Origin of the sequence: Acidithiobacillus sp. HP-2 (assembly GCF_015100155.1) — a bacterium.
GTDB lineage: Bacteria > Pseudomonadota > Gammaproteobacteria > Acidithiobacillales > Acidithiobacillaceae > Acidithiobacillus.
The window spans coordinates 34,099-60,262 of record NZ_JACKZA010000008.1; the positions used below are offsets into that span (position 1 = coordinate 34,099).

General features: G+C 52.6%; 17 protein-coding genes and 2 pseudogenes. 6 read left to right on the top strand and 13 right to left on the bottom strand.

What is annotated here, in order from left to right; translation table 11 throughout:
* Positions 1–2: 2 nt before the first annotated feature.
* The 4 genes from H7F11_RS07685 to H7F11_RS07700 all read right to left on the bottom strand — a co-directional run bounded on the left by H7F11_RS07685 (position 3) and on the right by H7F11_RS07700 (position 4,299).
* Positions 3–2,876, bottom strand: coding sequence for a molybdopterin oxidoreductase family protein (locus H7F11_RS07685; RefSeq protein ID WP_075324117.1), 2,874 nt, complete (start codon positions 2,874–2,876; stop codon positions 3–5).
* A gap of 94 nt (positions 2,877–2,970) precedes the next feature.
* Positions 2,971–3,393 (bottom strand): DUF202 domain-containing protein, encoded by a 423-nt coding sequence (locus H7F11_RS07690; protein ID WP_227485345.1) that lies wholly within the window; start codon positions 3,391–3,393, stop codon positions 2,971–2,973.
* A 241-nt stretch (positions 3,394–3,634) separates the two neighbouring features.
* Positions 3,635–3,901, bottom strand: coding sequence for a hypothetical protein (locus tag H7F11_RS07695; protein WP_143214979.1), 267 nt, complete (start codon positions 3,899–3,901; stop codon positions 3,635–3,637).
* A gap of 83 nt (positions 3,902–3,984) precedes the next feature.
* Positions 3,985–4,299: a hypothetical protein gene (locus H7F11_RS07700; RefSeq protein WP_075324118.1), complete on the bottom strand. Its 315-nt coding sequence runs from the start codon at positions 4,297–4,299 to the stop codon at positions 3,985–3,987.
* Between the two features lie 989 nt (positions 4,300–5,288).
* Here H7F11_RS07700 and H7F11_RS07705 point away from each other — a divergent pair.
* The gene (locus H7F11_RS07705; protein ID WP_075324120.1) at positions 5,289–6,578 is read left to right on the top strand and encodes a porin; all 1,290 of its coding nucleotides are present in this window, start codon (positions 5,289–5,291) and stop codon (positions 6,576–6,578) included.
* A gap of 63 nt (positions 6,579–6,641) precedes the next feature.
* Complete coding sequence (locus H7F11_RS07710; RefSeq protein WP_075324121.1) at positions 6,642–7,211, top strand: hypothetical protein; 570 nt, start codon at positions 6,642–6,644, stop codon at positions 7,209–7,211.
* Positions 7,212–7,431: 220 nt separating this feature from the next.
* Here the strand turns inward: H7F11_RS07710 and H7F11_RS07715 are convergent.
* The 4 genes and pseudogenes from H7F11_RS07715 to H7F11_RS07730 form a co-directional block, all read right to left on the bottom strand.
* A pseudogene (locus H7F11_RS07715) lies at positions 7,432–8,652 on the bottom strand (IS110 family transposase).
* Between the two features lie 288 nt (positions 8,653–8,940).
* The gene (locus H7F11_RS07720; protein WP_075322786.1) at positions 8,941–12,036 is read right to left on the bottom strand and encodes an efflux RND transporter permease subunit; all 3,096 of its coding nucleotides are present in this window, start codon (positions 12,034–12,036) and stop codon (positions 8,941–8,943) included.
* A 14-nt stretch (positions 12,037–12,050) separates the two neighbouring features.
* On the bottom strand, positions 12,051–13,136 hold the full coding sequence (locus H7F11_RS07725; RefSeq protein ID WP_075322787.1) for an efflux RND transporter periplasmic adaptor subunit: 1,086 nt from the start codon (positions 13,134–13,136) through the stop codon (positions 12,051–12,053).
* Positions 13,133–14,686, bottom strand: a complete 1,554-nt coding sequence (locus H7F11_RS07730) for an efflux transporter outer membrane subunit (protein ID WP_077218297.1) — start codon at positions 14,684–14,686, stop codon at positions 13,133–13,135. Before H7F11_RS07730 ends, H7F11_RS07725 begins: the two co-directional genes overlap by 4 nt.
* Before the next feature lie 174 nt (positions 14,687–14,860).
* Between H7F11_RS07730 and H7F11_RS07735 the strand changes: the two genes are divergently transcribed.
* From H7F11_RS07735 to H7F11_RS07750, 4 genes are all read left to right on the top strand, one after another.
* Positions 14,861–15,568 carry a response regulator gene (locus tag H7F11_RS07735; RefSeq protein WP_075322788.1) on the top strand — a complete coding sequence of 236 codons (708 nt, stop codon included), beginning with the start codon at positions 14,861–14,863 and terminating at the stop codon, positions 15,566–15,568.
* Positions 15,569–15,657: 89 nt separating this feature from the next.
* The gene (locus H7F11_RS07740) at positions 15,658–16,857 is read left to right on the top strand and encodes an ATP-binding protein (RefSeq protein ID WP_242947743.1); all 1,200 of its coding nucleotides are present in this window, start codon (positions 15,658–15,660) and stop codon (positions 16,855–16,857) included.
* Between the two features lie 242 nt (positions 16,858–17,099).
* Complete coding sequence (locus tag H7F11_RS07745) at positions 17,100–18,611, top strand: PQQ-binding-like beta-propeller repeat protein (protein WP_075322790.1); 1,512 nt, start codon at positions 17,100–17,102, stop codon at positions 18,609–18,611.
* Between the two features lie 513 nt (positions 18,612–19,124).
* The gene (locus H7F11_RS07750) at positions 19,125–19,643 is read left to right on the top strand and encodes a DsrE family protein (RefSeq protein WP_193651284.1); all 519 of its coding nucleotides are present in this window, start codon (positions 19,125–19,127) and stop codon (positions 19,641–19,643) included.
* A 392-nt stretch (positions 19,644–20,035) separates the two neighbouring features.
* On the opposite strand, the pseudogene H7F11_RS07755 reads toward H7F11_RS07750, so the two are convergent.
* The 5 genes and pseudogenes from H7F11_RS07755 to H7F11_RS07775 all read right to left on the bottom strand — a co-directional run bounded on the left by H7F11_RS07755 (position 20,036) and on the right by H7F11_RS07775 (position 25,885).
* Positions 20,036–20,748: pseudogene (locus H7F11_RS07755) on the bottom strand (recombinase family protein).
* Positions 20,717–21,643 (bottom strand): LysR family transcriptional regulator, encoded by a 927-nt coding sequence (locus H7F11_RS07760; RefSeq protein WP_075322791.1) that lies wholly within the window; start codon positions 21,641–21,643, stop codon positions 20,717–20,719. Before H7F11_RS07760 ends, H7F11_RS07755 begins: the two are co-directional and overlap by 32 nt.
* A 25-nt stretch (positions 21,644–21,668) precedes the next feature.
* Positions 21,669–22,820, bottom strand: a complete 1,152-nt coding sequence (locus H7F11_RS07765; protein WP_075322792.1) for an HlyD family efflux transporter periplasmic adaptor subunit — start codon at positions 22,818–22,820, stop codon at positions 21,669–21,671.
* The gene (locus H7F11_RS07770; protein ID WP_227485346.1) at positions 22,807–24,273 is read right to left on the bottom strand and encodes an efflux transporter outer membrane subunit; all 1,467 of its coding nucleotides are present in this window, start codon (positions 24,271–24,273) and stop codon (positions 22,807–22,809) included. Before H7F11_RS07770 ends, H7F11_RS07765 begins: the two co-directional genes overlap by 14 nt.
* Positions 24,263–25,885: an MFS transporter gene (locus tag H7F11_RS07775; protein WP_242947746.1), complete on the bottom strand. Its 1,623-nt coding sequence runs from the start codon at positions 25,883–25,885 to the stop codon at positions 24,263–24,265. Before H7F11_RS07775 ends, H7F11_RS07770 begins: the two co-directional genes overlap by 11 nt.
* Positions 25,886–26,164 lie beyond the last annotated feature (279 nt).

Below are 26,164 nucleotides of genomic sequence, written 5' to 3' on the forward strand. Positions count from 1 at the left end.
CCTTAAGATTTCAGGTTGACGGGCGGGTGCGTGTGGTACCGCAAGCGGTCCACTGGTCGCGGCTCATCCGGTAATGGCTTGATGGTGGGGAAGGTCGGCCAGGTGCCTTCTTCGCCAGGGGCGGCCGGATAAATGCGCACCCGTAAATCATACCAGGCCGCCTGACCGGTGATCGGATCCGAGTTGGTCAAACGCCTTTCCCCCGTCTTCTCCGGCAAGAGCTCTGAGATCAGATGGTTCATCAAGAATCCGCGCGTGGCTTCCGGGGCATCGGGCGAGAGTGCCCAGGCCCCGGACTGTTTGCCAATGGCATTCCAGGTCCATACCGTGTCTTCCTGACAGCCTTCGATCAGTTTGACCTGAACCCGAATTTTACCATTATGGCTCTCCACCCATACCCAACTTTTATCCGCAATGCCGAGATGCTCGCCACGCTGGCGATTCATATACAGAAAATTCTGCGCAATGATTTGCCGCAACCAGGCATTCTGGCTATCCCAGGAATGGTACATCATCATGGGCCGTTGATTGACCGCGAAGAAGGGATATTCTTCCGCACTGACCCGTTGTTGTTCCAGGGGTTCGTACCAGAAAGGCAGCGGATCAAAATATTTGGCCAGCCGCTCCCGGTCTGCGGGCTGTGTGGGCCGAGGTCCGTCATAAACCCCTTCTCCGGCCAGGCGGAAACGTTGCAAGGGTTCCGAATAAATCTCGATAAACATCGGCTCGGCCTTCGGAATGTAGGCTGCTTCCACCGCAAAATCCAGGTAGGCCTGATTGACGAACCGGAAATACCGGATATTCAGGGGCAGATGGTGTTGAAAAAAGCTTTGGTGATCGATGTAAGCTTCCCACTGACGCGGGTTGGGTTCCCCGCGCAGATGCTGATCCCCATTTTTGCCCCGCCAGCCGGAAAGAAAGCCTATGCCGGGCTCTTTCTGGTAATTGACAATGAAATCCTTGTAATCCTGGTAGCGCTTTTCGCCGTTTTCGTGCACAAAGGCGGGAAACTGGAGTCTTCCCGCAAGATCCACCAGCACTTCCTGCCAGGCGCGCACATCACGATTCGTTTTGAGGATGGGGTGGCGAATCGAATCGCATACGGCATCGGTCTCAGAAATCGGACGATCCAGCATGGACAAGGTATCGTAACGTTCCAGATAGGTGGTATCGGGCAAAATCAGATCGGCAAAATTGACCATTTCCGAATGATAGGCGTCCGACACCACGATAAACGGGATGCGATACTCGCCATCCTCTGAATCCTTTGCCACTAACATCTTCTGGATTTCTGCAGTGTTCATGCTGCTGTTCCAGGCCATATTGGCCATAAACAAAATCAGCGTATCAATACGGTAAGGATCATAGTTGTGGGCATTGGTAATCACCATATGCAGCAAGCCCTGAATGGAAAGGGGCGTTTCCCAGGAGAATGCCTTGTCAATCCGTTTGGGATTCCCTTGCTCATCAATCACCAGATCTTCAGGTCCGGTCGGGTAGCCCAGGGGAGATGAGGAAAGCGGCTGGTTGGGCGCGCTGTGTTGCGCCGGCTTGACGGGCGGTGGCACCGGCTTCGGATAGGGCGGCTTCGCGCAAAAACCGCCGGGACAATCAATGGTGCCGAGCAGAATTTGCAGCAGATGAATGGCACGGGCCGACTGAAACCCGTTGGAATGCGCAGAAACCCCGCGCATGGCATACATGGAGACCGGACGGCCGATGAACTTGTCGTGTTTCCGCCCCGTCCAATCCGTCCATTCACAGGCTATTTCAATGGTTTCTTCAAAAGCCACCTGGGCCATCTCCAGGGCGAGACGTTCAATGGTTTCCGCCGGCACGCCGGTGATTTTACTTACCTGTTCCGGGGCATAGGATGCATCCAGATACTTTTCGATCATCAGGGACATCACGGTACGCACGGTGCGTCCGGCCGGGGTAATATGCTTATCCAGCAACGACAGGGAGGGATTGGAGCCCGCTTCCATGCCATCGGCGAAATTCTGGGTACACATATCCCACACTTGTGGATGACCGGCAGCATTGCGCCAAAACAGGCCATGATCACTGCTTCCCGGTGCATCAATAATCAGAAAAGGCGCATTGGTGTAGCGGATCAGAAAATCCCAGTCGAAGAGTTCTCTTTCCAGCAGGACATGGACCATGGATAAGGCCAATAGCCCATCGGTTCCCGGTTTGATGGCCACCCACTCGTCGGCGATCGCCTGATAGCCTGTGCGTGCGGGGTTGATGGCCACAAATTTGGCGCCTCTGCGCTTGAGCTTCTCCAAGGCAATTTTAATGGGATTGGAGGCATGATCTTCGGCGACACCCCAGAGCATGAAATACTTGGTACGATCCCAGTCGGGATCGCCAAATTCCCAGAAGGCGAAGGGCATCATGTAGAGCCCGCCGGCGGCCATATTGACCGAACAAAATCCCCCATGCGCAGCCCAGTTCAGCGTGCCAAACTGCTGCGCCCACAAGCCTGTTAGTGCCTGCATTTGATCGCGACCGGTAAAAAAAGCCAGCTTGTCCGGATTGGTGGAACGGATATTCTGAAGACGCGCCGTCAACATATCCAAGGCCTTTTCCCAGGAGATGGGGACGAACTCCCCTGCACCCCGGGCCGTTCCCGGCTTGCGCAGCAACGGCTGGCGAAGTTTCCCCGGGGAATTCTGCTTCATGATGCCGGCGGAGCCCTTGGCACAGAGCACTCCCTGATTGGTGGGATGATTACGATTCCCCTGGATGAAGCGGACGTTGTCATTTTCGATCGTCACTTTAATGCCACAACGACAGGCACACATATAACAGGTGGAATACTCGATCCGCTGATTTTTATGGTCTTCAAAGACCGTCACTTGATCTGTCATCATCCTTTACCTCTCGCCATCATTGAAGTTCACCATAATAGAGTCCTGCCGCCTTTACCAATGCAGGTTTTGGATGTTGATATTCATGCAGAGAATATCAGTGCGTTTGCACCTTCTGTTCCGAGCGCTCGCCGCGTTCTTCCTGCACATAGGCCTGATAATGCTGAAGCTTGCCCAGATAGCGTTGCAATCCGATTCCCCAAATTACCAAACCGGTGGCCAGGCTGACGTATCCCAGTGCCGCCCACAGTTGCGGTCCAAAAAAGCGGATAAAGGTCAGGCCCGCCAGAATCAGCGTCAACGCCGTGCGGGTGTAGGACAAAAGTGTCCGTTCGTTCGCCAGAATCGTCCGATCCACGGCAAGCCAGTCCCGTAGAATGAAATCCCGCGATAAAAATTTCTCATAAGGTAACAACGCATCTCCTTTTGCCGAAAGAACATCCACAATCATGCACAAGCCATCTAAACCCGCCCAATCAGGACTGTCAAAGTTTCCAGTCGATTTTAAGCGTTGGAGCATTTATTCCCACCTGACCGGACAATTTTACTGCCCATTGGAAACGTCGGAATACCAATAACTCATTGTAGAAAAACCCATCAGCCTTTACCCATGCAGATTTTAGATGTCATTATTCGCATATGGAATATCACAAAGACGTTCTATTCTTTGGCCATCTCGCGATAGGTATCTCACATAACGGCTTCCAGACATTTCAAAGCGCTTCGCAGCCCGCCCCGGAATGATCGCGCCCAGGAAAATGTCAAGACGCTTTGTGGTGCGGTTTTGTTGTTGTAGTGCTCTCTTTTGAAGATCCCGATGCTTTTGAGCCCGCATCTTTCGGAGTCACCGATTTCTTTTCAATCGATCTGCCCTTTTTGTATGGCTGAGCCGGCTGACAATGCCCGCAGTCATTCTGCTTTTGATAAGCAGTCGGAAAAGGAACACCCGTATGGGTAATAATATCTGCGTACGAGAAATTACCAAAAAGAATAGTAATAACAGCTAACGCTACCGAACTTTTTTTCATGATCAACTCCCTCATCGTCGACATAACAAGCGCCGCACATCTGACTTCCACGTCCAACAGACGCTTATACAACCATTTACAAACTAAATACTCTGCGTCAGAGCGTGGGTTAACACGCCAATAACCGCAACAACAAACAGGCCTATGAGAACGATGCCGGCGCCGGTAATGGGCGCCGCGTAGAAATGTAGACCGATCCAGACCCAGGAATGGGCATACCGCAAAGCCAATGCACCCAATATGCCCAGAATCAATAAGATGAAAAGAACATGATACCAGACACACCAACATAAAAACCCACGCCATCCGGCACGAGACATATCGCGCTGCGCCGATATCGGTTCGGATTCCTTCCGCACGCCCTGAAAGGTTTCATGTGGTTTTTGTCCGGCACACATTGCGTTTCCTCACATCTCCCTTTACTCCGTACGTTTATAAGCCCTGTCAGCGCAACAGGCCAATGATAAGATCGAATCCTGTTATTCCTATCAAGAATAATGCTTTATCGCGATTTTGCGTGCGCATCGATCAACGTCAATAATACCGGCATCAGTAACGCAAAAGACACAGCGGGATCGTTTGGGTGAAAACAGGCTACAGAGAGAGGGATAAACTGTAAGCGGCACACGGCACACGGCACACGGCACACGGCACACGGCACACGGCACTACGAGCTAACGCTGCTAATTAGCGTCATTTGTTTGCCATCTGTTAGCATCAGGTAGTTACCATCTCATATCGTGGAGTATGAATCATTAGTTTGTTGAAATATTAAGTGTATTAGCTAAATGCTGAGGCCCTCAATGGCGAACCATCCAAACCCTGATTTCTGCTGAAAGCTGGCTGATCACCAGCGATCCTTGACACTGGATGAAACTGTTCCACCTTCTTTTTGTAGATTTGTGCTAGAATTATTCACTGATCTGCTGCGCAATGCGACAGGTTGTTTTGCGATTTATTCTGCCGGGGCTTAACCCGGCACTTTTTTCATAAGCATATTGATCTTTCAGATATAATTCTTGTCGTTTTTAGTCATGGCAAGTTCTCATGTCTGGCTACAGGCCCAAGCAGAGCATAGCAATGACCGCCCGTCGTCCGCATTTAAAAGCGGCTAGCGGTCAAAACTCAATCTCCTCTTGCTTGCATCCGGTACCGAAGCGACCTAGGATTATCGGCGAATCTGATTTTTCATGGTCAGACTCCTCCTCACGGGCTAGGCACTGTTGTCTGGCCCGTGCTTTTTCTAGTTTCGCTAGGCATTCCGTTATTATGCCTTGCGATTTCCTGATATTGTTGTATGCTTTCCACATGAGGTAGGCAAAAAATACACACGCCCGCATTTTTGGGGCGGTGCCAAGCCTCTAACTTGTTTCAGGAGGAGTATCAAATGAAAAAGAATTTAATTGCTTTGGCAGTAGCAGCGGCTTTTGTAGTCCCCGGTATGGCTTTTGCGTCTACGAACGGCGTGTTCGCGCCCGCAAATAACAATGATGATACTGGCCCCATTCTGTATGGTTACGCTCAGATCACTGGTGCCCAGCAGTGGGGAACATCAACGAACGGATCCGCCTCAGGATCGAATGGTTTGGTTTTCGGCGCCAATCGAATTCGCTTGGGCGTCAAGGGTGAAGCAGTTCCTGGTGTGACGTACAACATTGAAGCGGGCTGGGATAATGCTGCGATCACTGGCAACACTTATTATCCTGGCGGCAATATGTTGAATGACGGCCTCGGTAATAGCGGCAATGCCTCAATCATCAACGCTTGGTTGAATTATGCTCCTGTACCTTTTGCTCAACTGGAAGTTGGTAAGTTCAAACTGCCTGTGGGTAATGAATATGTGAGTAGGGCAGGTAATGAGTTGCCTTTCGTATTCCGTAGCATGGCTCAGTCCTTACTCCCGGGTCGGTCTGCCGGCGCTATGATCCATGCCAATGACGTGATGGGAACAGGTGTAAGCTACGCAGCAGGTTTGGCTGATGACACATCCCTAGATGCTTATAACGCTTATAATTGGACTGCAAACGGCTCCATGCCGTTCGGAAGCGGCCAGGGCGGTTACTTGAATGGCAGCGGTAATTACATCGCCTTTGCCCGTTTGGGTTATGACTTCATGGGGCCGTTGCTGAAGGCTGAGTTGAGCGGATCGCGCATGAGTCTTGGCTCTACACCCAACGGAAGCCCTATCCCACCCGACGGTTTGTCGCGCACAGCCATTTACACTTGGAACGTCGGCGTGCATGGCGGCTTGATGGGTATTCACTATGTGGCTTCTTATACCAACATGACCTCCGGGCGTAGTTTTGGTGTGAACGGTTACAATAACAACGGTATGCTGGCTACTGACTGGAACGTAGGTTTAGGTGTAAACCTGCATCAGATGACGCTAACGCCATCATGGTTAGATATTGAACCTGCGGTACGCTTCGATTCCTTCAGTATCAATAACCACACTGGATACGATGCGAAGATCGACAACACGACGGTTGGATTGAACTATTTCGTCAACCCAAACAACCAACACGCTGCAGAAATACAGTTGAATTACATCATCCCAACTGCACGTCAAGGTAAGTTCGGAACAGGAACAATGGGAGGTGTATTCGGCGCCAATGATGCTCCTATCAACGGCATGGCCTACAATACACTGATGTTGCAGTTCCAGGCTGGATTCTGATTAGTTAATCAGCAAAAAATGGGTCGCCGCCGCAATGACAGCGGCCCGTTTTAATTGATCGGCATGCCATACAAAAAACAAAGCGCAAACGAAGATGAGCAGTTTCGATTGGCTGCAAAGGCTATTATTGTCCTACGTAGCGAAAAGCTGTCCAGCATAGCGAAAGCTCTGCAACTTGATCCCGGCGGACTCTCAGGATGGTTGGGAGGCACTCCAAACAGGCTGTCTTTAGAAAAAAAAGAGATCCTTTCAAATTATTTAGGGCTGGAATATACACATATAAAGCCTGGCATTGTACATTTTTGGAACACAAACATAGAAGATTTGAGCGAACTTGCTCCAGTAGTTATAAACAAAGACCTTCTAAAGAAAATAATAATAACCCCAATACTGGCAGACACAATCACTATTGGGTGTGTTTATCACTCGAAAGTAGGAGATGTTACGTTAGTTATTTTATGTAGACCTCAAAACAAGGCTTTTCAAATACCTATTTTATCCCCAGAAATAACCGGATGGGGAAATCTATCTCAACCTGTTGAAATAAAAAAATGCATGTTTGAATCATGGTGGAAAGAAAAGAATATATCTCCAGAGTATATCTGGACACAAATTCACGATGGCATAAAATAAAGACCAAATCTTATGAGAGGTTGCCTGATAAATTATGTAAAAAAGACAATCAGTTGCAGTTAATGTGAGCACGGCTCTTTCGATTGCAAGCCGCTACACATAGGTCCCGCAGTGTTTCAGTTGCAGCAAAAACACTGGAGGCCCTTACTGTGAAAGAGATGGGATTACGGGCACAGAAGTCCCTGGCCTGTGAGGACCATTTGACGGGATCTGAAAGCGGTTATGCCGGATCGGGCAGGAATCCGAACTTGATCAGCTTTTTAATCCAGCGTGCGGCATTACGTTGTACGCTCAAGGCTTCATAATCGGTGGCGGTGTCCCGGTAATATGTGCCGCGAGAGAGCATGAAGTAGATGATGCGCAGCATTTTGTGGGCCAAGGCGATAATGGATCGTTTATGACCTCGGCGCACGACCAGGTTCTGGAATTTGGTGGGCAGAGCGCATTGGGTGCGACTGGCGGCATGGGCGCATTCGCACAAGACGCGGCGCACGTAAGGATTCCCTTTCCGGGTGCGACCACTTTTGCGCTTACCGGCCGATTCGTTGTTGCCCGGGCACAGACCGGCCCACGACGCCAGGCGATCGGCACTCCCGAAGGCCTTCATATCGTCCCCGATTTCCACCAGCAATAAGGCAGCACCTATGGTATCCACCCCCGGCAAGGTCTGCAGCAAGGCCAGGGCATGCTGTTGCAGGGCCAAACCGTCCAACAAGCGGGTATCGAAGCGCGCGATCTGCGCTTCCAGGGCTTCGATATGGTGCATCACTTCGTCCAGAACAAAACGATGGCAGGCACTCAAATCGCCCTGCAACGCATCCAGAATCTCCTCCCGGCTGGCCTTGAGGCGATGGCTCGCCAGGGACAGTACCTCCTGAGGCGTGGCGCCCTGAATCAGCGCCTTGATCATGGCGCGTGCCGATTGACCATGAATGTCGCTGACCACCACGCCCAGGCGGATCCCCCCGTCGGTCAGCACCTTGTGTAGCCGGTTTTTTTCGGAGGCCAGCATGCCGACCAACTTCTGTCGTTGGCGGGTAATCAAGCGTTATTCCCGCAGTGGCGCTGGCGGGACAAAGGAACCGCGTAACAAGCCCGCGCGCGCCAGCATGGCCAGCCATTCCGCATCGCCGACATCGGTTTTGCGACCGGGCACCTGTTTGACGTGACGGGCATTGACGACCTGGGCACGAATGCCGACCTGCTCCAAAGCCGCATAGGGACTTTTCCAGTAAATCCCGGTACTCTCCATGACCACTGCATCCGACTGCCAGGTCGCACACCAATCCGCCAAGGCCCAGCGGTCTTTCTTGAAGCTGCCAAACTGACGGCGCTCTACCTCCACAGTGCCATCCGGGTTACCAATGATGGCACAGCCCGTCACTTGTGCCTGATGAATATCCAGGCCGATCACACGTTGAAAAATGGGTTTCAGTTCCATTGGCTTTCCTCTCCATCTATACTGAAAACGTGGGAGGCGATGGATGCCGATGCCGAATCAACCTGCCTGCAGCAAGCCACAGGCGGTCCTCTTAATGTGCGCTCTCATGGAGGCAATCCGGGGTACGAGTCGGCCCGGCGGGTCACGTTAGAAACGGGATCAAGTCACCAAAATTTCGCGCGATCTCAATCCGCCGCCACCCGCTCCCATTCTCTTTCATTCTCCGGGGTGGCGCGAGTCGCAATGGACGTTAGAAGAAAACGAATAGCATGATGCGTTTCCAGGTTTTTATCCGTTCAGAGTGTTTTCCTCCTTTTGGGTATGTACTGACCGACCAAACCAGAGATAAAACGCCGGAACCACGAACAAGGACACCATTGATCCAAATCCCAGGCCGCTGACAATGACCAAGCCCATGGAAAACCGGGCATCCGCATTTCCTCCACTGGCAAAAAGCAATGGCATGGCTCCCGCAATCATAGCGGCCACCGTCATTAAAATCGGACGCAGGCGCAAAGTGCCCGCTTCTATTACTGCGTGTAATTTATCCAGATGCTTTTCTTCCTGCATGACCCGAGCAAATTGCACAATCAGAATTCCCTGCTTGGCGATCAGACCAATCAGCATCACCATCCCCACCTCAGAGTAAATATTCACGCTAGAAGCGCCAAGACTAATAGGCAACAAGGCCCCGAAAAGTGCGACGGGGACGGCGGTAAGAACCACCAGGGAGTCACGGAAGCTGTTGAACTGCGTCGCCAGCAACAGGAACACCATCAAGAGGGCAAAGCCAAAGGTAACCAATAAAGTGTCACCCTGATGTTCATACTGGCGAGACTCACCTGCGTACCGCACTTGATCGCCACTGGGAAGAATTTTCTTCGCATGCACTTGCAAAAACTGTAGTGCTTGGCCCAGTGATACACCGGGCGCTGGATTGGCTTGAATGAATACTGCTGGCAACTGTTGAAACTGCGGCAAATAGGTCGGAGCAGATTCTGGTTTCAAGGAGACAAACGTGGATAGTGGAACCTCAGTACCTGCAGGCGTCTTGATGGTATATGCCTTGAGAAAATTGGGATTAGCCCGCAAGGCTGGCGGCACTTGGGGGACCACCCGATAACTTAGTCCTTTCATGTCGAAATAGTTGACATAATTCCCCCCTAGCAGGGTCTCCAGATTTTGGCCAATATCCGCCATGCTCAGTCCAAAAGAGGCTACCATTTGTCGATTAATAACGATTTTCTGAATCTGATCGTTGTAATCGAGGTTTTTAGAGACGAACGAAAACAGTCCGCTGGCTTTGGCCTCTTGTACCAGTTTAGCGGATAGGGCATCCAACTGCTGATAAGAAGATCCCCCTGCGCTAGTCAGTACAAACTGCACCGGCAAGCCTACCGCAGCGCCAGGGAGTGGCGGCAGGCCAAAGGCGGACAACTTCATGCCAGGCACCTGTTCTGACAGGGTCTGCACTTTGTTCCTTACCTCCTGGGTAGTAACATCACCTCGCTTGGGATTGAGAACCACCCCAGCCATCACTTCATTATTCAATAACATGCCTCCGATCCCGACTCCGTTGACCGCAAAACTATGTCCCCGACTCTGGATTTTGTCGAAAACGGTCTTAGTCAGATAACGATCATAGGTATTCATATACTCAAGGGTTGCGGTGGGCGGAGCCACCCCATTGACATACACAAGCCCCTGATTGGCCGGAGGAGCCAGTTCACTCTGACTGATGCTGAAAAGAAAATAGATTCCTCCGGTCAAAACCAGAGCCAAAGTCACCGTCACTGGCCAGATCTTCAGACTGGCGAAAAGAAGACGCCCATAAAAAGCCTTTAAGCGCCCAAACACATGATCTACCAAATGAGCAACCCGGCCTTCCTGCCCAGCCTTCAGAACCCGTGAGGCCAGCATGGGTGCCAGAGTCAGAGCGGCAATCATAGACAGCAGTACGGTGGCCACAATGGTGAAAGCAAACTCGCTGAACAGGTGTCCCACCAGGCCACCGATAAACGCCATGGGCGCAAAGACCGCTACCAGGGTCGTTGCCATCACCAGGATGGGACTGGCCAACTCTTTGGCACTTTGCAAAGCGGCATGCAAAGGGGTTGCGCCGTGTTCAATATGTCGGTGGACATTTTCCACTACGATAATGGCATCATCCACGACCAAACCTATTGCCAGCACCATGGCCAGCAATGTCAGCAGGTTAAGGGTGTAACCCAGCGCGTGAATGATCGTCATGGCTCCTACCATCGCAACCGGAATAGCCAGAGCCGGAACGATCAATGCGCGCCAGGAACCCATAAAAAGGTAAATCACCAGGATAACGGCCAGCAGAGCCAAACCAATAGTGCCCTCTACTTCCTGAAGGGAGCTTTTGACAAATTGTGCACCATTATAAATGACGGACCCTTGTACACCCGGTGGCATGGTAGATTTCAACCGGGCCATTACCTTTTCGACTCCACCGGCAACCTGCAGCGCATTACTGCCAGGGGCCTGTTCGATCCCGATATTAACGGCCGCTCGTCCGTCCACCATGACGGAAGAATCATAAGTCTGGGCACCCAAAGACACCTTGGCGACCTGACTCAGATGAATAGGTACACCGTGGACGGTCGCCACAACCAGGTTGCGGAATTCCGCAGGGGTATGCAGGGCGGTGTTAGCGCTCAGAGAAACAGCGGTGTACTCCCCCCTCAATCGCCCTACTGCGGCAACAAAATCATTTTTCTTCAGGGCGGCGCTGACCTGGGATGGGGTGATACCCAAGACCGACATTTCATGCGGGTTCAGCCATACCCGCATCGCAAAAGTATTTCCGTTGGGGCCGGTCCCCGGCGGAAGAATCGAGGTTAGCCCTATCCCCGGGACAGACTCAATCGCAGGTTGCACGACACGGGTGAGATAATCGGTGATCTGCTGCTGGTTAAAGCCTTTGCCATGGTAAGTCAACATCATCAAATAGGCCCCAGAACCCGACATTTCCTGAACGATTGGCTGCATCACCCCTTTAGGAAGCTGATTGAGTACCGTATTAACCTTACTCTGCACTTGAGATAAAGCGGCGTTCGGATTCTCTCCCATACGCATATAGAGTGTAATTATGGAAACACCATCTTCGCTCACGCCGGTCATATAGTTGATGCCCGGAGCCTGCCCAACGGCTTTTTCCAAAGGCGCGGTGATAAAGGCATTGACGGTTTTTGGCGTCGCCCCAAAATAATGGGTGGTTACCGTGAGCATTGAGCTGTCAGTGGGTGGATACTCAGTAATGGGCAACATTCCCAGAGAACGCAACCCGAAGAAAAACAGGACGAGCGCTAAAGAAATGGCGAGAACAGGGCGACGGATAAAGGGTTCGGTAAAATGCATGCTGATCTCCGTCGTTATAGGTGTGCAGCGTTGTTAATGTGCACAGAATCCCCACTGTGCAGCTTGACCTGCCCAGCAGTGACGACAGTTTCACCCGCCTTGAGACCACTGATAATGGCGGTATATTTGCCACGCTGTATACCGGTCACTACCTTCTGTTCCTTGGCGATGAGATGATGCTTTGACTCGGCGGAAGTGAGTACGTAAACAAAATCACCATAGGTGTTAAAACTCACCGACACTGTCGGGATCATCAGCATTTCTTTAGGCGCTGACTTCTGCAAGTCCACCTGGACAAACATGCCAGGTTTAAGCCCCTGGGCTGCCTTCACAATTCCCCGCACACTAATAGCCCGGTTTGCTGCGTCCACATGGCTGGAAATGGCGTACACCGTGGAGACGTAATGTTTTACTTTTTCTCCGTCATGGATGTCGATTTGTACAGGTGCCCCTGGATGTAGCACTTTGGCATCGCGCTGAGGAACGGTGAAGTCAACATACAGATGATGCAGGTTCTCCAGATGGACCACCGGGGTATCTGCATGAATATATTCACCGGCATTTACCGTGCGCAGGCTGAGCATCCCTGAAAATGGGGCTCGTATCTGGGTGTCCGCCAATGATTCCTGTAGGGCCGCTACTTGTCCCTGAGCCGCCTGGGCATCAAATTTGGCCTTATCCAGCGCCGCCGTGGAAATTCCGTGAATGGCATACACTTTCTGTGCCCGTTGATAATCGACTTGGGTCAGTTCAGCGTGCGCCTGTGCAGCTTGAAGTTGACCGGGCAAATTCCCGGGGTTGAGCGACAGGAGTAGCTGTCCCTGGGTCACCGTCTGCCCGGAATGGAAATAGAGTTTTTCGATCACGCCACCGACTTGAGGGCTGAGTACCGCACCTTGTTGCGGAACAATTTCCCCAACGGCCGTTAATTTACCCGCAAGACTGTGCTCGCGGACTTGGGTAGCGGAGACCGTCACCGCCGGATTGGCCTTGGCCGCGAGGTGTGCCTGTAGTCGCTGTTGCCGCCAGGAGTGCCAGCCATAGATGGCAGCAAAAAGCAGCACAACAATCAACCCTAAGAAAAGAAAAGCCTTTTTCATGCGGGAACTCCTGCAGAGTGATTCAAAGTGGAAGGAGATGTTTTTTCAGGATGTGGGACAGCTCCCGATGTTGGCTGCCAGCCATCACCCAGAGCGACAAACAAAGCCACGCTATCCAGATAACGCTGACTGCGTCCCTGAATGGCCTTTACCGTATCCTGCTGATAGGCAATTTCCGCATCCAAGACATCTGTGTAGCCGGTGACCCCATCGCGATATCGCGCTTCAGCCAATTGCAAGGCCTTCCCAGAGGAAATTTGTGCCCGTTTTTGCTGAGTGTATGCGGCATCGGCACCTTGTAGGGCGCGTAAAGCGTCCGCCACTTCCCGGAATGCATTGAGCACGGTAGAGCGATACTGATCGCTAACGACGTGATATTGATCTATGGCAGCACGGCGTTGGGCGTGCAAGGCGCCACCATTATAAATGGGCGCTGCCAGCCCTGCGCCCAGCGACCAGATAGTAGAAAACGGATTGAAAAAGAGTCCCCCTGTCATAGCCGCCTTGCCAATATCGGCAGTAATATTGAATTGAGGGTAGAGGTTGGCGGTTGCCACATCGGCCTGTGCAGCCGCCACCTTGAGTTCTGCCGTCGCCGCCTGAATATCCGGACGATTTTCAGCCAGTGCAGAGGGAATTGTCGCGGGTAAATGCGCAGGCAATTGCAGATTGTGCAGTTTCGGCATAGTGAGTGGCACATTCGGAGATTCGCCCAATAAATCTGCTAGCGCGTGCCGGGAAGCGGCGAATGCCGCCTGCAAAGGGGCTATGCGTGCGCGAGCAGCGGCCGTCTGGGCAGCTTGTTGCTCTACGTTTTGTAAGTTTTGATCCCCAATCCGATATTCTTGCTGTAAAAGTTTCAACAAGTGTTCATCTGCAGTGGTAATTTTTTGAGCCGCGTGTAGTTGTGCCTGGAGGGCGGCGCCCTGAATAACCGCCCGACTCACATCAGCAGCCAAAAACACTTCGGTTTGATCGAGCTCCGCCAGACTGACCGTCTTGCGCGCTTTGGCGGCATGTATCAGGTCATTCTGGCGTCCGAATACATCCGGGTTATAACTAATATCGAGAGTCCCCAGGAAAAGGCTGTAAAGATTGCCTGGTATCCGATAGCTCTGTCCTCCATTGGACCCTGTACGCAACGCACGTTGTCGACTGATTCCCGCATTGGCTCCGATTTGAGGATAGAGCCCGCCCTGGGCGGCAAGCACCAAGGCCTGCTGCCGTGCCAGTGCTGCGTGAGCCGCCTGCAAGTTGGGGTTGGCTTTCATAGCCTTCTGAATGTAGGCAGTCAGCGTTGTTGAGTGAAATAGAGACCACCAGGATTTTGCTTGCTGTCTGGTCCACTGTATGTGTTGTCGAGAGGAGCTTAAAAACAGTGAATGTGCATTGTACGATTTGGGCGCCGCGACATTCGGCGCGGATAAATGTGGACCGACTGCGCAACCCGACAATCCCATTATCAGTGTGGCCCCTATCAACAGGGTGACATATTTTTTTTGAATAGGATGTGTCGATTCCTGGTGTACCACAGATTTTTTTGGAGCCATGAATCATCCTTGCTCAGTTCAATAGAAAATATTCGCATATTATAACGAGGCTCACTGTAACAATCGTGCGCATAACCGCTGTGAGATGTAACAATTTGTTTTTTTGTAACATGATAGGCTTTTTAGTTACACTTTTATTTGGCTAATTCGATCGATAAATGTACAGTGTGATTCATGAAAGACAAACAACATATTCTCATTGTCGATGACGATCTGCGTCTACGCAGTCTGGTGGAATCCCATCTGAAAGGATACGGTTTTGCTGTACAGGGCATGGGGGATGGCAGTCAGATAGAGTCTGTTCTTGGGACTTTTCCTGTTGATCTGATCATTCTGGATCTGGGCTTGCCCCAGGAAGACGGTCTGCAGATCTGCCGCCGATTGCGTCAGCATCACCATGATGTACCGATTCTCATGCTGACGGCCAGGGGAGATGAAATTGATCGCATTCTGGGATTAGAAATGGGAGCTGATGACTATTTGGCCAAGCCCTTTCATCCACGGGAGTTGGCAGCGCGTATCCAGGCCATATTGCGTCGTGCTCGAAATCCCGTATCAGGCACTACTGAAGTTTCTCCCAGTTTTCAGAAAGGGCCCTTTTTAGTAGATATGAGTCGTCAAGAAATACGTCTTCATGGCCAAGTCATCGCGCTAACTAGTACTGAATTTTTAACACTGTCTACCCTGATCCAACATGAGGGACAACCGCTAACGCGCGAGAAACTCATGTGGCTGACACGTGGCCGCGATCTGGAGACAGATGATCGCAGTATTGATATGCAGATATCACGCCTGCGTCGCCTGCTCGACAAGAATCCGGGGCGTCCCCGACATATTCGCACGGTCTGGGGACATGGCTATCTCTTTGTGGCTGAACCCTGAATATCGGAGCCTTCTGGCCTCGCAGCACGCTGGGACGGACTCTGCTGCTGCTCGGACTGCTGTTACTCAGTACGCAGGCAGCCGTTTATGTGCTTTTTCATCAGTACGTGTTAAATCCCTCCGCAGAACGCTTTGCCGAGTTTCTGTTGCAGACTGACCATGCCCTTGTCAGTCGTCACGCGCCATACGGCTCTGCCGGGAAACTGCAATGGCGTCCGGCCAATGCGCATCCTGGCCATATTCCCGATCAGTATTTTCTCCGCGAAAGCGCGCGTTATCTGCAACAACGTACGCCGGGGGCTCGCCTTCGAATTGGCCCTGAAGAAGGTAACGATACCTGGATATGGATACGCGGCGGTCCCGATCAGTCCTGGTTGGGGATGCCTGTTTCGTCCATGGACTTTGGTGGACAAGGATTCATGCTCATGCGCCTTGGGATCATCGCACTGGTTACCCTGCTGGGGGCTTGGTTGATCGTGCGACAGATTAATCGTCCCTTGGCACGCCTGGCCGCTGAAGCGCCGCGCATTGGTCTCGGCGACTCGCCTGATGCGCTGGGACCGATTGGTGGACCCCTGGAAGTACAGCGATTAACCGAGGCTATTACCAGCATGGCCAATGATCTCCATCGACTCCACGAAGAACGCACGCTACTCCTTACCGGTATTTCTCATGAGTTGCGAACACCGCTTTCTCGCCTACTGTTGACCCTGCACTTGCCCGATAGAAACTTTTTGGCGCAAAAATCTTCCATGCGCATAGATGTCCGCGAGATGGACGAAACGATTGATAAATTCTTGGCACTGGTGCGCAGCGGTGACCAGGAAAAGGGCATTTCCATTAACGTGCAAGAATGGTTGGCCAAAATGACAGAAATAGCCCGGGAGCGTTACGGACTGCTTGTTCACGTAGAGAGGCCCGTACCAGATTTCAGTCCGCATGTTTTGCAATGCCGCCCGCTGGCGTTGGAAAGAGTTTTTCGTATTCTTTTCGATAACACAAAGCGTTATGGCGGAGGGATCCTGGAGATTCAGTTTTTAGCCTGTCCAACGTACCTCGAAATTCGGCTTCGTGATTATGGGCCTGGTGTTTCTGCTGCATTTCTTCAAGCACTCAATCAGGGCAATTTACCTCATCAAACAGGGCATGGAGCGGGAATTGGTGTCCGGATTTGTCACCGCATCATGGCGTTGCATAACGGGAGTCTTCACTATGAAATGGCAACAGATGATGGGTTAATTGCAGTGCTTCGCTTTTATAGTCCTCCAGAAAGACATGATTCATTATAAAATGCTTGGTGTGATTTATAAAATATCAAATTGTTGCAAATGCCATGTAAAAATATGTAACCCCGTTTCAATCTTTTACATTTATATTATTGATATCTTATATCGAGAGGTTTAGGTTTCAGTAACTCAATGATGATACTGAATTATTCATTAACAAATTAGAATTTTCTAATTGTTCAGCACGCCTCATGAGAGAATTTACAACGAGGTTGTTTCACATTTTCAACGCGCGAGGAGAAGTGATGAAATTCCGCAAAATAGTCATATTGTCAGCAGTCAGCATCTTGATTTCCGGGACCGCCTGGGCGCAAACCAATCAGGTTCCCCAGGATCCCATTAACAATACCCTGGACCCCCAAAGTCCCTTTGCGACGCTATATTTACCGCAAAATGCGCCACAGGCCAATGATCAGGTCGGTCCTTCAGAGTGGACCCACGCCTATGGAAACCCTCAGCACAATGCCGGATTCCCTGTTGCGCACAACGCGCCCCGTTGGATTCGTGATGGCGTCCGCTGGAATTTTCCTGAAGCCCGGGCCTGGCCGCTCAATGATAACCATCCCTACGGCGAAAAAGTGGATGGCATCAAGGAAGCACTCCCGGTACAAACCCAGTTTTATGGAAATGCTCTGGGCGTTTCGGTGGTCAAAGGGGTCGTGTATGCGGAAAGCGATGATATGTTCGCTTACGCCGTCAATGCTCAAACTGGCAGGCTGATCTGGCGGAGCAGCCCGGTAGCCAATACCCTCATGGGTAATCCTCTGGTCGTCGGCAAAAAGGTCTATCTATCAGCGGGTAGCGTGTCTTTCAATTTTGCCAATGTCATGGAGTACTCCAAGCATCCCAAGCAGGCCGGACGTGGCAAGGATATCAGCTATAACGGGATTTTCTGCCTGGATCGTAAAGATGGCAAGCTACTCTGGAGTTTCAAGACCCAGGGTGATGCCATGCCCACCCCGGCCTATGCGGACCACTCGCTTTTCATCAGCACCGGCGACGGTAATATTTACCGGATTCACTCTACGGACGGAAAGGCCATCTGGAAAACCCATGTAGGGGGCATAGCCAACATGTCCAGCCCCGTAGTCTGGAAAAACCATGTCTATGTCTCCATGTCCGTCATCCCCGGTCTTTATGCACTGAATATCAATAACGGCAAGGTGTTGTGGAAGGGTGAAATTCCCGGTGCCGTCAACACCGGTATGGGCGATGTATCCCCCGTTGTGGATAACGGTATTGTCGTCATGGACACCGTGGCCAACCCCAAAATGGTAGATGGCAAACCCACCATGGAAACCCTGGTTCGGGCTTTTAATGCCAATACCGGACAAGTTCTGTGGACAAACAATATGGGACGTGGCCCCAAGATTCCGGCATTCAAAGGCGGGGTTCCCATGATTCATGATGGGATGGTTTATGTCGGTTCTCCTGTCACCTCGACCTATGAGGCCATGAATCTGCATACCGGTAAAGTGGCTTGGACCTGGCACGTACCCAATCCTGGTCCTGCCGGAGCAGGACGTGGTGCACCGACGTACTATCAAAATATGCTCTATATTTCTACCGGACCGGATATTTATGCCATTCAGCCTAAAACGGGGCAGATGGTTCACGAATATCATGTCGGGGGTCGCTTCGGCATCGTGAATCCCACCATTGTCGGAGGCACCATGTACCTGGGTAACTCGTGGGACTGGATCAACGCCGTACCGGTCAAGGACGTCAACCCGCAATTCAACGCCAACAAGGCTTAAATAAGGCTTAAATAAGGCTTAACAGAGGTTCAGAATGGCAACGACCATGAAATCTGCAGCAAGCGCACAAATCGCCGCTCATTAAAGGCATTTGACGTGAACCATTCGGCGGGAGACGATCTGGTTAGTCTCTCGACGAGCGGTTTTTATATGAGCGAAATATCTTCTGCATTTGCGAAAATGGGTATTAACATTCTACCCATTCACCATTTTACTCGGCAGAATTTTGGAAAAGCTACATATTGCTATTCGGCACTAAATATTTAACCAAAACATCACGAGGTGATGAACATGTATCATAGCCATAGATTTTCCAGAAATACGCTTATTTATGCAGTGGCTGAACTCGGCTTTTCGCCATTAGTTAACGCCTCATACCCGTTACTACTTCTGGATGCGGGATGTGCCGCATCCGCCTAATCCGGAGGCGGATAGTTTTTCCCAATGCCGTGGATAATGAATTTGCCATGCAGGCGATGATTGCCTTTTGAAGAAGATAGCGAGGAGACAGTGATGTTATTGAAAGATTTTTTGAAAGTATCCGTATTAGTCAGTGCTTTGCCAGTGATGGGAATGCTGGGTATGACCACGGCTTCGGCCAATGTCGATTCAGCCAATGTTTCAATGCTCCATGATTTTCGTTTTGATCATCCCGCTTTTATTCATGACTTGCCTTTTGCCGAGCATCATGTGGTGATCCAGGTCAGTCAGGATAATCCGGCCCGTTGGACTATGGACCTGAACATCACCCAGAATCTGCTCAACTACTTTGGTCATAAAAAGATTCAGATTGTCGTCGTGGCGTTTGGTCCGGGCATCAAAATATATTCTCCTAACAACTCGATGGCGAGTCGCATTGCTGCGATTAATGCTGAGGGAGTAGAGTTTGATGTTTGCCATAACAGCATGGAAGCTTTTAAGAAGAAGAGCGGCCATTTTCCCAAACTGGATCCTTCGGTAGTTATTGTTCCGGGAGGTGTCATCCGTATCATGCAGCTGGAGCACGCCGGTTTCGATTATATCAACCCCTAAACTCAAATTTTCGTTATAAGCAGAAAATTTGGATGTGTCATGCTCTCAATGAGGAATTAACTGATGCTTGACCTCTATGAAGATGTGTCTGAAGGAACTTCATCAAACGCTTAAAGTCCATCAATGCATGCCGCTGGCAATTTTTCATAGCGACGCGCGCTGAACCATAATGCGCTGACCGGATTCACGCAGATATCCGTGTCTCTTGAAATCCGCCATGACGGGGTCCCCTCAGAAAACGGAATATAAAACCCGTTAATCTCCTGCGAAGGGCCGCAGCGGCCGATATTTTCTCTGCTTGGGGGTGTAAGCCGGAACCCCAGAAAATTCCGTCGGGAAACATGGGTCTGTCTGCATAAAGGTACCGAAAGTCCCACAGGATTATCCTCCGGTTAAGTTTCTGCTGAATGCTCCTTCCTGAGCGCCTTGATCCGGTCTGTCGGAAAATAGCGGTAAAAGGCCGTCCTACCGATCCCCAGCTGGTCAATCACGTCACCAATGAAAGGGTAGTTTGCTGTATCTTTGAGTAAAGTTTCCGCGTGTTTGATGGCTTGCTCATTCATGGCTTTTGGCCTACCACCCCGCCGCCCACGCCTATTCGCTGCAGCAAGACCCGCACGAGTATTTTCGACAATCAATTCCCGTTGGAACTCATCGAAAGCGGCGGTCATATGGAAAAAAAGCCGCCCTTCGGAGGTGCTGGTGCCGATGTTTTGGGTCAGCACCTTAAGGGCTATTCCCCGCTCATGGATGTCAGCCGCCGTCTGGATGACTTGCGTCAACGAACGGGCCAGCCGGGAAAGTTTCCAGACCACCAGCGTATCCCCTTTACGCAAGTAATCCAGGGCGCCTGTAATTGTGGCCGGTCCCGATGCGAGCCGGAGGCTTTCTCCGTAAAAATTTTTTCGCAACCCACGGCCTTGAGGGCATCCATTTGAAGGGCTGGGTTTTGATCCATAGTCGAGACGCGGGCATAACCGATCAGCATGGCAATCTGTTCTTTAATGGAGTTAACGAAACTGTAAGGGAAGTTAAGTTTCGGGACAAGGAAAACGGATATCCTTTGGCGTGTATTACCTCCCTTTGGAGATGTGGCCTGACGCATTGTCCAATAGTGGAAAGGCGCTTTGCGCCAGGTGAATGAACGACTGAAGCGCAGGACTTTGCTGCGCTGCTTGGTTCTGCCAAGCCAGAGAGACTTCGCTGTCGGCCATCTCATCCTGCAGGGGCAGGAAGGTGACACCGGGGCGGGCGGCCTGGGCGAACGAAGAAAAGAGAAAGCTCACTGCCAAGCCAGCGGCTACCATACTGAAAACAGCATTAGAATCGGCCAGTTCCGTGAAAATATGCGGCTCCAGGCCGTGGGCTAGACAGTTGGCCCATATACGGTCATAGGAGCCCGGCGCCACCTCGCGGCGCAACAATACAATATCTACATCAACGAGCCGTGAGAAAGTTACAGGTACCTGTTCCACCAGGGCATGCCCTGATGGAACCAGAAGCAAGAGGCGCTCCTTTAGCAAAGAATGTTGCTGGATGTCTGGAACCGCCTCCATGTCACGGATCAGAGCCAAGTCTATCTGGCCTGCAAGCAGGGCACGGGTTTGTGCGGCACTACTCATTTCCTGCAACTCTAGACGCACTCTGGGATGGACAGCGCGGAAGGCGCGCAGGAGAAAAGGCAAAAGGGTAATGGCCGTGGAGCTGATAAAACCGATGCGGAGCAGACCGGCATCGCCCCGGACGATATCTTGTATCAGGTGTTGAGTGCGCGTCGCCTGGGCAAGGAGTAAACGGGCTTCGGGCAGCAGTGCGGCTCCGGCGGATGTCAGTCGCACCTCGCGCTGGCTGCGTAGAAAGAGGGAGGTTCCCAAGTCTTCTTCCAGCGTCCGAATACTCCGGCTCAAAGAAGGTTGGGCCAGATGCAGGCGTTCAGCGGCGCGATGAAAATGCAGGGTCTCGGCCAGAACCACGAAGTGACGCAGATGATGCAAATCCAACGGGCCGGTGCTCCCAGAGAAAAGCTCAGCGTACGCCATCCTGGCCTCTCGCCGCCAGGTTTGTGACCGCACTCGCAGCCCTGGGCCGCGCTGTCTCCATCCAGGGGGGCGTCGGCCCCTGATGGGGTTTGCCGCCAACACGGATGGTCACAGACATGGTTAGTCCTGGACGGAGGGGGTGGGCAATGAAGCCCTGTGGGTCAAGGGCAATGCGTACAGGTACCCGTTGGGTGAACTTGATCCAGTTGCCGCTAGCATTTTCTGGGGGCAGGACCGCAAAGACAGCCCCTGAAGCACCGCCAATCCCTGCCACCCAACCATGGTAGGTGACCCCGCTGCCGTACACGTCGGCGTGCAGGGTGACTCTCGCCCCCACCCGCACACCAGCCAGATCTGTTTCCTTGACGTTGGCGTCTACCCAGATCTGATCGAGAGGGACGATACTAAACAAGCGCTGCCCTGGCTTTATCCACTGCCCGCGCTGAACTGACTGCTGGGCAAGGATACCGCTGACAGGAGCACGAATGATCTGCCGATGTAGCGCCAATCGTGCCAGCTTGACACGTTCCAGGGCAGCCTTGACGCTAGGGGTGTTGTCCGGGTTGTGAGCGCCTAGGCGGGCCTGGAGAGCTCGGCCATGGGCGCTTTCCGCCGCTATTTCTGCCTGCAGGCGGGCCACATCGTTCTTGGTGGTAATGGCCTCTAGGGCCTGCGTCGCCCCGCTCTCGGCCGCCGCTCGATAGCGCCAGGCTTTTTGTCGTGCCGTGGCCAAAGCCGCCGCTAGGGCCGCCCTGTGGGCCCGACTTGCGTCTATTTCCGCCACGAGGGCGCGGGCACCTTGAAGGCTTTGGGCCAATTGAGCTTGGGCTTGGCTCAAGGCCAGTTCTGCCCGGCGTCCGCGCAGACTAACCAGCGGATCACCCTGGCGAACGACGAGCGTATTATAGCCGGCCACGGACAGCACGGTACCGCTGACCCGAGCATCCACCGGATAGATATTTCCCGCCACATAGGCATCGTCCACATTCACCCACCAGCGGCCCATGAAGAACCACCAAGCCGCCCAGCCCGACAAGGCCAAAAGGACGATGAGCAGGAGGAGCCACAAATTGCGCCGTCGGCGCCAGTTTTCTTTGGCCAAGCGCCGCAGCTCGCTCGTCGTCTCAGCGAGAACCATAACCGCCTCCCAATGCCGTCTCCAGTTCGGCCCAAGCCCGGAGACTGCCATAATGTAGTAAACCAACCCGCATTTGCTGTTGGATGATTTCTTCCTGCTGAGCTAGGACCGCTGTTTCGTCATCCAGGCCTAGTGTTCGGCGCCGCTCCACCAGAACCGCCCGTTGTGCAGCCGATTGTATGGCCTGGTGTTGAGCCGCCAATTGGCCGGTCTCGCTAGTCCAGGACGAAAGCGCTGTGAGTACCTGGCGAGTAGCCTGTAACACCGTTTGCTCATAAATCGCCACAGCCTTTGACTGCTGAGCCTCTGCGGCATGCAAACGGGCATGGAGTGCGCCGCTGGTAAAAATCGGCAGATGCACGGCTGGTCCTACCGCGTAGGCAAAACTGGCCGGATTCAACAGAGTGACCAGGGAAGCACTATTCAGGTCGAGCAAGGCAGAAAAGGAGATATCTGGATAAAATTCCGCGCGTGCAGCTCGGGTGCTTGCCATACGTGCCACCGCCACATCTCGCGCTGCGCGGACGTCAGGCCGATGCGCCAAGAGATCCAGACGCAGATGCGGAGGTAAGGTTGGGAGAACGTTTTCTTGGGGGTACCCCGGCTGCATGGGCAGGGCATCCGGGTCGGTGGCAGCCAGCGCGGCCAGATCGGCCCGTGCATCGTCCGCCAGTCCGGCCCAGCGTTCTGCCTGCGCCTGGAGAGTCGCTACTTGCTGACGCTGGAGGGTGAGAGGGATTTGCGAACTCAGGCCTAGGCGTTGGCGGGTTTCGGCCAGTTGCAAACGCTTCTCCGCCAAACCCAGCAAACTTTCCGCCTGCGCATGTTGACGACTGCTCAGGCACCAATTCAGGTAGGTACGGACAATGGCCCCGGCCAGCAAACGGCGCGTGTCTGCCAGGCGAGCATTGGCGGCATGTTCTTCGCCCAAGGCAGCCTTCCACAAGTCTCGCCGCTTCCCCCAAAAATCTAGCGCCTGACTGAAGCCCAAGCCGATGTCACCACTATCGTATCTTTTATTTCCCAAGCCCAAAGCGCCAAAGGGTCCGTTGCCGCTGAACTGCATTGGGGCAATGCTGGCAGCGCCATTGATCTGCGGGCCCAGGGAAGCGCCGTGGAGACGGCTCATAGCGGCGGCCCAATCCAGCTCCGATTGGGCCGCCATGATCTGCGGGCTATGGATCAGGGCATGATGCAACAAGCCGTCGAGCAGGACCACGTGCAGACCTTTCCACCAATCCTGTTCTGGCCATGGCCCAGGATGCAGCGGATGAGCACCTTGTATCGTCTTCACCGTCTTTGCCATGGCCGGAGGTCGCACCCCATTGGGCGAGAGAGCGTGAATCGCCGGAGCACAAGCGCTCAAAAGGATAATCATCAAAGCCACAGCCATCCGAGTTGGTATTTTCTTAGCCCATAAAAACAGATGTAGGCGATCTTTATTACTGTTCATGAGGTCCATCCACTTCCAAATTTTCCTCAGTGAAACCGGCGCTTTCCATGATCTCCTCTTCAATGGTGATTCGCCCTGGACGATTGCGCCGGCGCCGATATGGACCCTTACTAAGCCAAAGAAGAGCGAGGACAACTAAGGCCATCCATCCCCATAGAGTCAGCATGGATTGCATGCTGAGGGACGCGCTCTGCAAGATTAGATGCTGGATGGAAAAGGCATGGGCCTGTTGCCCGGACATGTCCTTTCCCTGTAATTGCCGAGCCAGGTCAGTCAGGGGCTCGATGGGCGACTGCCAAGCTAGATGGGCGCGAAAGTAATCACTGTGACGCATCCATAGAGCTGAAAAAGTGCTCGATAGATAAGCCCCACCGAGGATGCGCACAAAATTCTGCAGAGTCGCAGCAGCGGGTAGTCGCTGCGCTGGCAAGCGTGAAAACATAATGAGACTCAGAGGAACCAGATAAAAACCCAGGGCCGCTCCCTCAAGAAAATGGCAGAGCAACAAGCTCTTAAGACTGCTGTTGGCATTGACCTGGGTCGTGAAGCCATAGACCGCGATCAAGAGATAGCAAATGGTGGCCAGCCACAATGGGTTGACGCGATGGGAGAGGGGGCCCATAACGGCAATAAGAGGTACACCGGCAAGGGCCATGGGTAAAAGCACCACGCCGGCCCAGAAGGCCGAATAACCCGCCTGGCCGATGAGTCCCGATACAAAGAGGCTGTTCCCCCCCAACAAGAGACCCCATCCAAAAATCAAGGCCGGTGTGGCGAGAACAAAATTGCGCCGCTTGAGCAAGCTAAGATCCAGGCATGGATGCGGATGCTCGCGCGCCCAGATCAAAAAGGCTGCCAGGAACACTGATCCTGCCGCCACCAGCCAGCGAATTCGCGGGGAATCCCACCAATTCCAGTCCTCGCCCCGATTGAGCACGACCTGAAAGGTGCTGCTCCACAACGCCAACAGGAACAAACCCACCCAGTCGAAGGGTTGCTGCAGCCGTTCACGGGGATCGTCGCGCAAGAGCAAGGCCACCACAGCCAGGGAGAGGAAACCCAAAGGGAAAGTCAACAAAGGAGCATCGCGCCAGTCCCAGGTATAGGCAATCCAACCCGCCAGTGAAGGTCCTGCCAACAAGGGGAACACTAGATTGATGATAGTCAGGTCTGCCACGCTCATCTGCCAATGCGCCGGCGCGTAACGGATGAGCATGCGTCGGGTCAAGGGTGTCAACAAACCTGCACAAAAGCCCTGTACCAACCTGCCGGCCAGAAACAGGCTGAAATGATTGCTCAACAGATCCGGCAAGGTAGCCAGCATGAGCAGCGCCAGGGAAAAGAGGTATGTCCGCACCTCACCAAAGCGCTGGTACACCCAGGTCGCCGGCACCACCCCCAAGGCCCAGGCGAGGAGATAAAAGGTCAGCGACCATACGGCATGATCCAGACTGGTGCTGTAGGCTCCGGCAATATACGGCAACATGGGGATCGACCAGGCCAGGCTCCATGCAGCAAGGAAAAGCCCACTGCTTAGCCCGATGATGAGGACCAACAATGGCAGGCCCCGAAACGGGGTTTGCGTCGCATTAGAAGAGGTCGAAATAGACACAGATGATCCCATATCCTGAAAACTGATGGAACTGCAGCTTAATACAAGACGGGAAAATGGATAATGAATTTTACGCTACCCATTGATAGCAAATGGCTATCAATGGGTAGCTGTTCGAGTGGATCTCTTCGCTGAAAGGGCTGCAAGGTAATAATAGAGAGATCGTATTCTGAATTCTGGGTGCGAGCTGGTGGATGAAATCACTTTGTCAGAGTGAATCAGTTGCTGAGTTTATAGCGAGTGGAGTCTTGTTGGGTGTTTATAGTCGCTACCTCTTTT

Excerpts from the sequence above, each read along its gene's own strand:
- H7F11_RS07685 (WP_075324117.1), bottom strand. The coding sequence starts at position 2,876 with ATGATGACAGATCAAGTGACGGTCTTTGAAGACCATAAAAATCAGCGG.
- H7F11_RS07690 (WP_227485345.1), bottom strand. The coding sequence starts at position 3,393 with ATGCTCCAACGCTTAAAATCGACTGGAAACTTTGACAGTCCTGATTGG.
- H7F11_RS07695 (WP_143214979.1), bottom strand. The coding sequence starts at position 3,901 with ATGAAAAAAAGTTCGGTAGCGTTAGCTGTTATTACTATTCTTTTTGGT.
- H7F11_RS07700 (WP_075324118.1), bottom strand. The coding sequence starts at position 4,299 with ATGTGTGCCGGACAAAAACCACATGAAACCTTTCAGGGCGTGCGGAAG.
- H7F11_RS07705 (WP_075324120.1), top strand. The coding sequence starts at position 5,289 with ATGAAAAAGAATTTAATTGCTTTGGCAGTAGCAGCGGCTTTTGTAGTC.
- H7F11_RS07710 (WP_075324121.1), top strand. The coding sequence starts at position 6,642 with ATGCCATACAAAAAACAAAGCGCAAACGAAGATGAGCAGTTTCGATTG.
- H7F11_RS07720 (WP_075322786.1), bottom strand. The coding sequence starts at position 12,036 with ATGCATTTTACCGAACCCTTTATCCGTCGCCCTGTTCTCGCCATTTCT.
- H7F11_RS07725 (WP_075322787.1), bottom strand. The coding sequence starts at position 13,136 with ATGAAAAAGGCTTTTCTTTTCTTAGGGTTGATTGTTGTGCTGCTTTTT.
- H7F11_RS07730 (WP_077218297.1), bottom strand. The coding sequence starts at position 14,686 with ATGGCTCCAAAAAAATCTGTGGTACACCAGGAATCGACACATCCTATT.
- H7F11_RS07735 (WP_075322788.1), top strand. The coding sequence starts at position 14,861 with ATGAAAGACAAACAACATATTCTCATTGTCGATGACGATCTGCGTCTA.
- H7F11_RS07745 (WP_075322790.1), top strand. The coding sequence starts at position 17,100 with ATGAAATTCCGCAAAATAGTCATATTGTCAGCAGTCAGCATCTTGATT.
- H7F11_RS07750 (WP_193651284.1), top strand. The coding sequence starts at position 19,125 with ATGTTATTGAAAGATTTTTTGAAAGTATCCGTATTAGTCAGTGCTTTG.
- H7F11_RS07765 (WP_075322792.1), bottom strand. The coding sequence starts at position 22,820 with ATGGTTCTCGCTGAGACGACGAGCGAGCTGCGGCGCTTGGCCAAAGAA.
- H7F11_RS07770 (WP_227485346.1), bottom strand. The coding sequence starts at position 24,273 with ATGAACAGTAATAAAGATCGCCTACATCTGTTTTTATGGGCTAAGAAA.